Raw genomic sequence first — 5,589 nt, forward strand, 5'->3', positions numbered from 1 at the left:
GGAGTGTGTTTACTTTTTTCACACTTCTAAGTACTAACAAATAGCCGATTAAAGACGCTTATTTCAAGAAGTTCCATTTAGCAACACTTCATAAATAAGGCCAAAAAAGACTTATGGGAGTGATTCAGACCTATTAAATTATTTTTTTCTGAAGGTATTAGAGCCTTTAAATGTGGATTTTGATACCCTACAAAGAAATTTTGTGGGAGAATTTGTTAAATGATTCAATAAATTAAAGATGTGGCGTTTTAAGGCTGGAAGATTATTGGTTTAGTTTTTGTTTACTTTTGTGTATTTTTAATAAAAAGTTTAAATCTCTGAGGAGTTTTACTTTTTTGTTGATTTAAATAATGGGTTAAAGGCCGGTTAATTTATAATTCCTTTCCTGATCATTTTTTTGCAAATTTGACCTTGATTTTTAAGATTAGAGAATGATCTTGATCTTTTTAAGCAAACTGATCGATTGGTGGGGATGCCACCCTATAGGGATAAAGTGTTAAGATTTATTGAGTTTAAATCATTCTAGTTACCTAAAGGGTGAGTTGAGCAAAATAGGAATGTATGCAGAAATTATTTTTAAGTCAGACGTTATCACAAAAGCTTTCTCCGCAGCAAATCCAGTTTATCAAGCTGCTCCAAATTCCTTCTGCGGAGTTGGAAGCACGTATTGAGGAAGAACTGGAGGTAAATCCTGCATTGGAAGAAGGAAGGGAGGAGCATGAGGTGTCGGAATCCAGAGATGAGACAGATGAATATGAGGGCGAAGAAACCCTGACTGCGGAAGAAGACATCAATATAGATGATTACCTTAGAGACGAAGATTTTAGTGGATACAAAATGCAAGGGGATGGCAATTATTCTGATGAGGAAGATCGAGAAATGCCTTTGCCAACGGATGCCACCCTTAATGAGCAATTGATTACCCAATTGGGCTTTCTGGGATTGTCTGAAAGGAAACAGATTATTGGAACACAGTTGATTGGAAGTATAGAAGCGGATGGGTATATCCGTCGTGAGATGGAGGCTATTGCCAATGATTTGGCCTTTTCTGTTGGTGTGGAAGTGACCATAGAAGAATTGGAAGAGATTCTAGGGAAAATACAAAAATTTGATCCTGCAGGTATTGCAGCACGTGATTTAAGGGAATGTCTCCTTTTACAATTAGAAAGAAAGGAACAAACAGAAGAGGTGCAGGTAGCCTATAAACTTTTGGATAAGTACTTTGATGAGTTTACTCGGAAACATTATGAAAAGATAAGTAAGAAACTCAATAACCATGAAAGTGGGGTTTTAAAGGATGCCGTACAAGTGATTACTCGCTTGAACCCTAAACCTGGGAGTACTTCTAATGGGTTGGTGAAAACCCAATATCTGATTCCGGATTTTATTCTTACAAACAATGCCGGAAGGTTGGAACTTACCCTAAACTCAAAAAACGCACCAGAGCTTCGGGTGAGTCGGTCATATTCCGAAATGTTGCAAGCCTATGATAAAGGCAATAAAAAGGATAAAAAGCTCAGAGAAACGGTTTCTTTTGTAAAGCAAAAGTTAGATTCTGCCAAGTGGTTTATCGATGCGATTCGTCAGCGGCAGCAAACTTTACTGAGAACTATGAATGCTATTGTGCAATTTCAATATGATTTCTTTCTGGATGGAGATGAAAGTAAACTTCGGCCAATGATTTTGAAAGATATTGCTACAGAAATTGAAATGGATATTTCTACGGTTTCCCGGGTAGCCAATAGTAAAGCTGTGCAGACTGAGTTTGGGCTTTATCCCTTAAAATATTTCTTTTCTGAGGGTATTGCTACAGAATCCGGTGAGGATGTTAGTAGTAGGGAAGTAAAGCAGACATTAAAAGACTTGATTGATAAAGAAGAGAAGAAAAAACCATTATCCGATGATAAGTTAGGACAATTACTCAAGCTAAAGGGGTATAATATTGCAAGACGTACGGTTGCTAAATATAGGGAACAGATGAATATTCCTGTGGCCCGTTTAAGAAAGGAGTTATAGTGAATAGAAAATTAGCAACCTTTATTTCTGTTCTGATGCATCCAATTTGGATGCCCACCGTTTTGTTTGGGGTAATCTTTTTATTCGCCCCACAATTGGCTATGCCTCTGAGTGAAAAAGGAATGTGGATGCTACTTTTGGCCATTTTTATTTCCACCATAATTTTTCCTTTCTTAAGCTTGTCCACTCTGCGTTTGACCCGAAACATTTCCAGTTTTAAAATGGAAGATAGCAAAGAGCGCTTTATTCCTTTCCTCTTTACAGGTTTGTTTTATGGGTTGACCACTTATTTGTTAGGAGGAAAGATGCAGGTAAATATAATGCTGGTTTTAATAATGGCAGGAATTACCGCATTAACCTTAATGATAAGTGTTATTAGTCGAAAGTACAAAATTAGTGCTCATAGTTCAGGAGCAGCAGGCATGTTAGGATTTTTGGTGGCCATGGCTTTTCTTTTTAAGTTACCCTCACTTTTTTATCCCCTATTGGTGTACACTATATTGGCAGGAATTAGTATGTCAGCACGTTTGGCTCTGGGAGATCACAACTTATCCCAGGTATGCTTTGGAGCCTTGCTGGGTTTTGTAGTTTGCTTTAGCACTCTGTTTTTTATTTTGTGACTTACCATTGTTTTGAGGTAAATTGCCTGAATTTAAACTTTTAGGTATTTTTAAAAAGTGTTTCAAGGTGTTGGTTTCCATTCATCCTTAATTAATTTAATTGCTTTCCCAATATTTTCTATGATATCTGAGGACAACATAGATAGCTCTCCTTTTTCCTCGGCTGCAATGTCCCCGGCCATTCCATGTAGAAATACCGCTAATAATGCGGACTCCAGAGGGCTGTAATTTTGGGCGAGAAAGGCCGTAACCATGCCTGTTAATACATCTCCACTGCCTGCCGTTGCCATTCCCGGATTTCCGGTACTGTTAAAATAGATTGTACCATCAGGGGTACTAATGCTGGTGAAGGCTCCTTTCAAGACAATTAAAAGCTTATATTTTTTTGAGAACCGTTTTTGAAGTTCTAGTCTTTCAAAATCATTTTTCCATGATCCAGCTAAACGCTGAAACTCTTTCGGGTGGGGGGTAAAAATGGACTCAGCAGGAAGTTTATTTAATAGTTCAGGGTTTGCGGCTAATATGTTTAAAGCATCGGCATCAATGACCATGGGGGAATGTTGGAAAGAAATTAATTCTGCTAATGCATTAGCGGTTTTCTTATTTTGATCCAAACCTGGGCCAATTCCCACGACATTAAATTTTTCTAGGTCTGGAACTTGGCTAAAGTACTTTTTATTAGGATCAAGGCTTGTCATTGCTTCCGGTACACTAATAGGGAGAATTGTAGAGGAAGAATTGGGAATATGTACGGTAAGTAAGCCTACTCCACTTCGAAGGCAAGCCCTACTGGCAAGTATGGCAGCCCCCATTTTTCCCTTGCTGCCAGCTATTAATAAAGCATGCCCAAAAGTGCCTTTATGAGCATGTTTCGGTCGTTTTTTAAAGGTGGGAGCAATTAATTCCGTATCAATTAGAAAATATGGAGATTCACAGTTTTGGATAAATTCTTTTTTTAGTCCGATGTCTAGAACAATCCACTCTCCTGTAAACTGTTCACTTTGAGGGAACATGAAGGAAAGTTTTGGTATTTGAAATGTTGTTGTTTTACGGGCCATTATTATAGGCCCCCTTCGTGGTGGTTGATCGCAGAATAAACCAGAAGGTATGTCAATAGCAACAATATCTTTTCCACTATCATTAAGATATTGTACCACATCAGCATATAAACCTTCTAGTGGGCGCGAAAGGCCTGAACCAAAGAGAGCGTCAATGATAATATCAGTTTGGCTTAAATCGGGGAGAGATTCATGATCTTTGATTTTATCTACCGTCATAATAGGCTCTAAACGTTCTAAATTTCTAAAGCAATCTTCAGAAAGTTTGCTATTGGTATGGACTTGACTGACTTTTAGCTCATAACCCTGGCCATGGAGTAAACGGGCAACGGCTAATCCATCCCCTCCATTATTTCCTGTTCCACAAACAATATGAAGGGTTTGGTCTTTGCTGAAATGGGTGCAAAACCATTCCGTGAAGACTGTTGCCGCTCTTTCCATTAAATCCAAAGAAGAAATAGGTGTATGCTGGATGGTGTATTGATCCGCTTTCCGAATTTGTTCGGCTGAAAGTATTTTCATGGCTAAAATATAGTATAATTACCAGTGAAGAGTTAAGAATTACGAAATTGGAATTATTAATTCTTTATTCTTCATTATTAATTCCTGATTTCTGATATCTAATTCACTTTAATGAAGTTATTAAATTTGTCCGCATGTTATAAAATATTGTTAACTTCGTGCCAAATTATATTTTGAAACCTTATTGTAATGAGTTCAAGTCATAAATTGGACAGAATCGATCGAAAAATTCTTGAGATTCTGCAGGCAAATGCCAGGATAACAAATGCACAGCTTTCTAAAGAAATTGGATTGTCACCCGCCCCAACTCTGGAAAGGGTAAAAAAGCTGGAAACCACAGGTTTTATACAAAGTTATCATGCAAAATTGGATACCAGTAAAATTGGTCTTGGGGTATGTACTTTTGTAATGGTTACCTTGAAATCACATAACAGGGATAGCATTGAGGTATTTATTTCCGAAATTGAAAATATCCAGGAGATTATTGAATGCCATCATACTACTGGTTCCGGAGATTTTATCTTGAAAGTGATTACTAAAGATATTGCGTCCTACCAGGAATTGATGTTGGAAAAAGTGTCTTCAATTTCGGTGGTGGATTCTTTGCAATCACAAGTGGTTCTATCTACTTTCAAAGATAGTGATGTTATGCCAATCCTATAAGGATTGGTTTAAAACGCTAATAAGGGTGAGCAAGTATTTGTAAGCTTTACTCATGGTTGGAAAAGCTTTTTTTACCAAATAAAGGCAGTTTTTCTGTTTTTGACGATTTTATTTTCTTTATCAGCATGGCAAAAGAAAAGATCTTAATTTTGAATGAAAGCCAAATTCTTCAGAAAATCAGGAGGATGGCCTATCAGATCTATGAAAGTAATTTTCAGGAAGAGGTAATTATTTTGGCGGGAGTAAACGGGGCTGGTTTTAAGTTGGCCCAGATGCTGACGGAAGAATTAGGCCGAATTGCTTCTTTTCAGGTTATCCTTACCCAGGTCCGGCTAGATAAGAAACTACTTACGCAAACAGAGGTGGGTATAGATATTCCTTCTGCTGAATTAAAAAATCGGTCTATAGTGTTGGTGGATGATGTTTTGAATACAGGTAGAACCATTGCCCATAGTTTACCACCTTTTTTAAATTCCTCACCTAAGAAATTGGAAATTGCCACATTGGTGAATCGTAGTCATAAACTTTTTCCTATCGCTTCGGATTTTACAGGATATGAATTATCGACTACGCTAACCGATCACATTGAGGTAACACTTGAAGAAGGACAAATGACCGCCTATTTAAAATGAAAATTTTATAGTGAAGAGTTAAGAATGACCACCCCCACTCTTCACTATAAAATCTTAGCTCTTACCACTTTTCTTGTA

At 37.4% G+C, this 5,589-nt stretch carries 5 protein-coding genes; 4 read left to right on the forward strand and 1 reads right to left on the reverse strand.

Annotated features, from left to right (window positions below):
- Positions 1-561 precede the first annotated feature (561 nt).
- Entirely contained in the window at positions 562-2,016 is a 1,455-nt protein-coding gene (gene rpoN / locus E1171_RS08365; RefSeq protein ID WP_155205555.1) for an RNA polymerase factor sigma-54, read from the forward strand.
- Positions 2,016-2,636, forward strand: a complete 621-nt coding sequence (locus E1171_RS08370; protein ID WP_155205556.1) for a PA-phosphatase — start codon at positions 2,016-2,018, stop codon at positions 2,634-2,636. Before rpoN ends, E1171_RS08370 begins: the two co-directional genes overlap by 1 nt.
- Positions 2,637-2,698: 62 nt before the next feature.
- Here E1171_RS08370 and E1171_RS08375 read toward each other — a convergent pair whose 3' ends face one another.
- Positions 2,699-4,216, reverse strand: a complete 1,518-nt coding sequence (locus E1171_RS08375; RefSeq protein ID WP_155205557.1) for an NAD(P)H-hydrate dehydratase — start codon at positions 4,214-4,216, stop codon at positions 2,699-2,701.
- Between the two features lie 189 nt (positions 4,217-4,405).
- Here E1171_RS08375 and E1171_RS08380 point away from each other — a divergent pair, with 189 nt between their 5' ends.
- Together E1171_RS08380 and E1171_RS08385 are read left to right on the forward strand one after the other, a co-directional pair.
- The gene (locus tag E1171_RS08380) at positions 4,406-4,879 is read left to right on the forward strand and encodes an Lrp/AsnC family transcriptional regulator (protein WP_155205558.1); all 474 of its coding nucleotides are present in this window, start codon (positions 4,406-4,408) and stop codon (positions 4,877-4,879) included.
- A 56-nt stretch (positions 4,880-4,935) separates the two neighbouring features.
- Entirely contained in the window at positions 4,936-5,511 is a 576-nt protein-coding gene (locus E1171_RS08385) for a phosphoribosyltransferase family protein (RefSeq protein ID WP_246164243.1), read from the forward strand.
- The last annotated feature ends 78 nt before the right edge of the window (positions 5,512-5,589 follow it).

This window comes from Xanthovirga aplysinae, from assembly GCF_009711365.1.
In the GTDB taxonomy this organism is placed as follows: domain Bacteria; phylum Bacteroidota; class Bacteroidia; order Cytophagales; family Cyclobacteriaceae; genus Xanthovirga; species Xanthovirga aplysinae.

Excerpts from the sequence above, each read along its gene's own strand:
- rpoN (WP_155205555.1), top strand. The coding sequence starts at position 562 with ATGCAGAAATTATTTTTAAGTCAGACGTTATCACAAAAGCTTTCTCCG.
- E1171_RS08375 (WP_155205557.1), bottom strand. The coding sequence starts at position 4,216 with ATGAAAATACTTTCAGCCGAACAAATTCGGAAAGCGGATCAATACACC.
- E1171_RS08380 (WP_155205558.1), top strand. The coding sequence starts at position 4,406 with ATGAGTTCAAGTCATAAATTGGACAGAATCGATCGAAAAATTCTTGAG.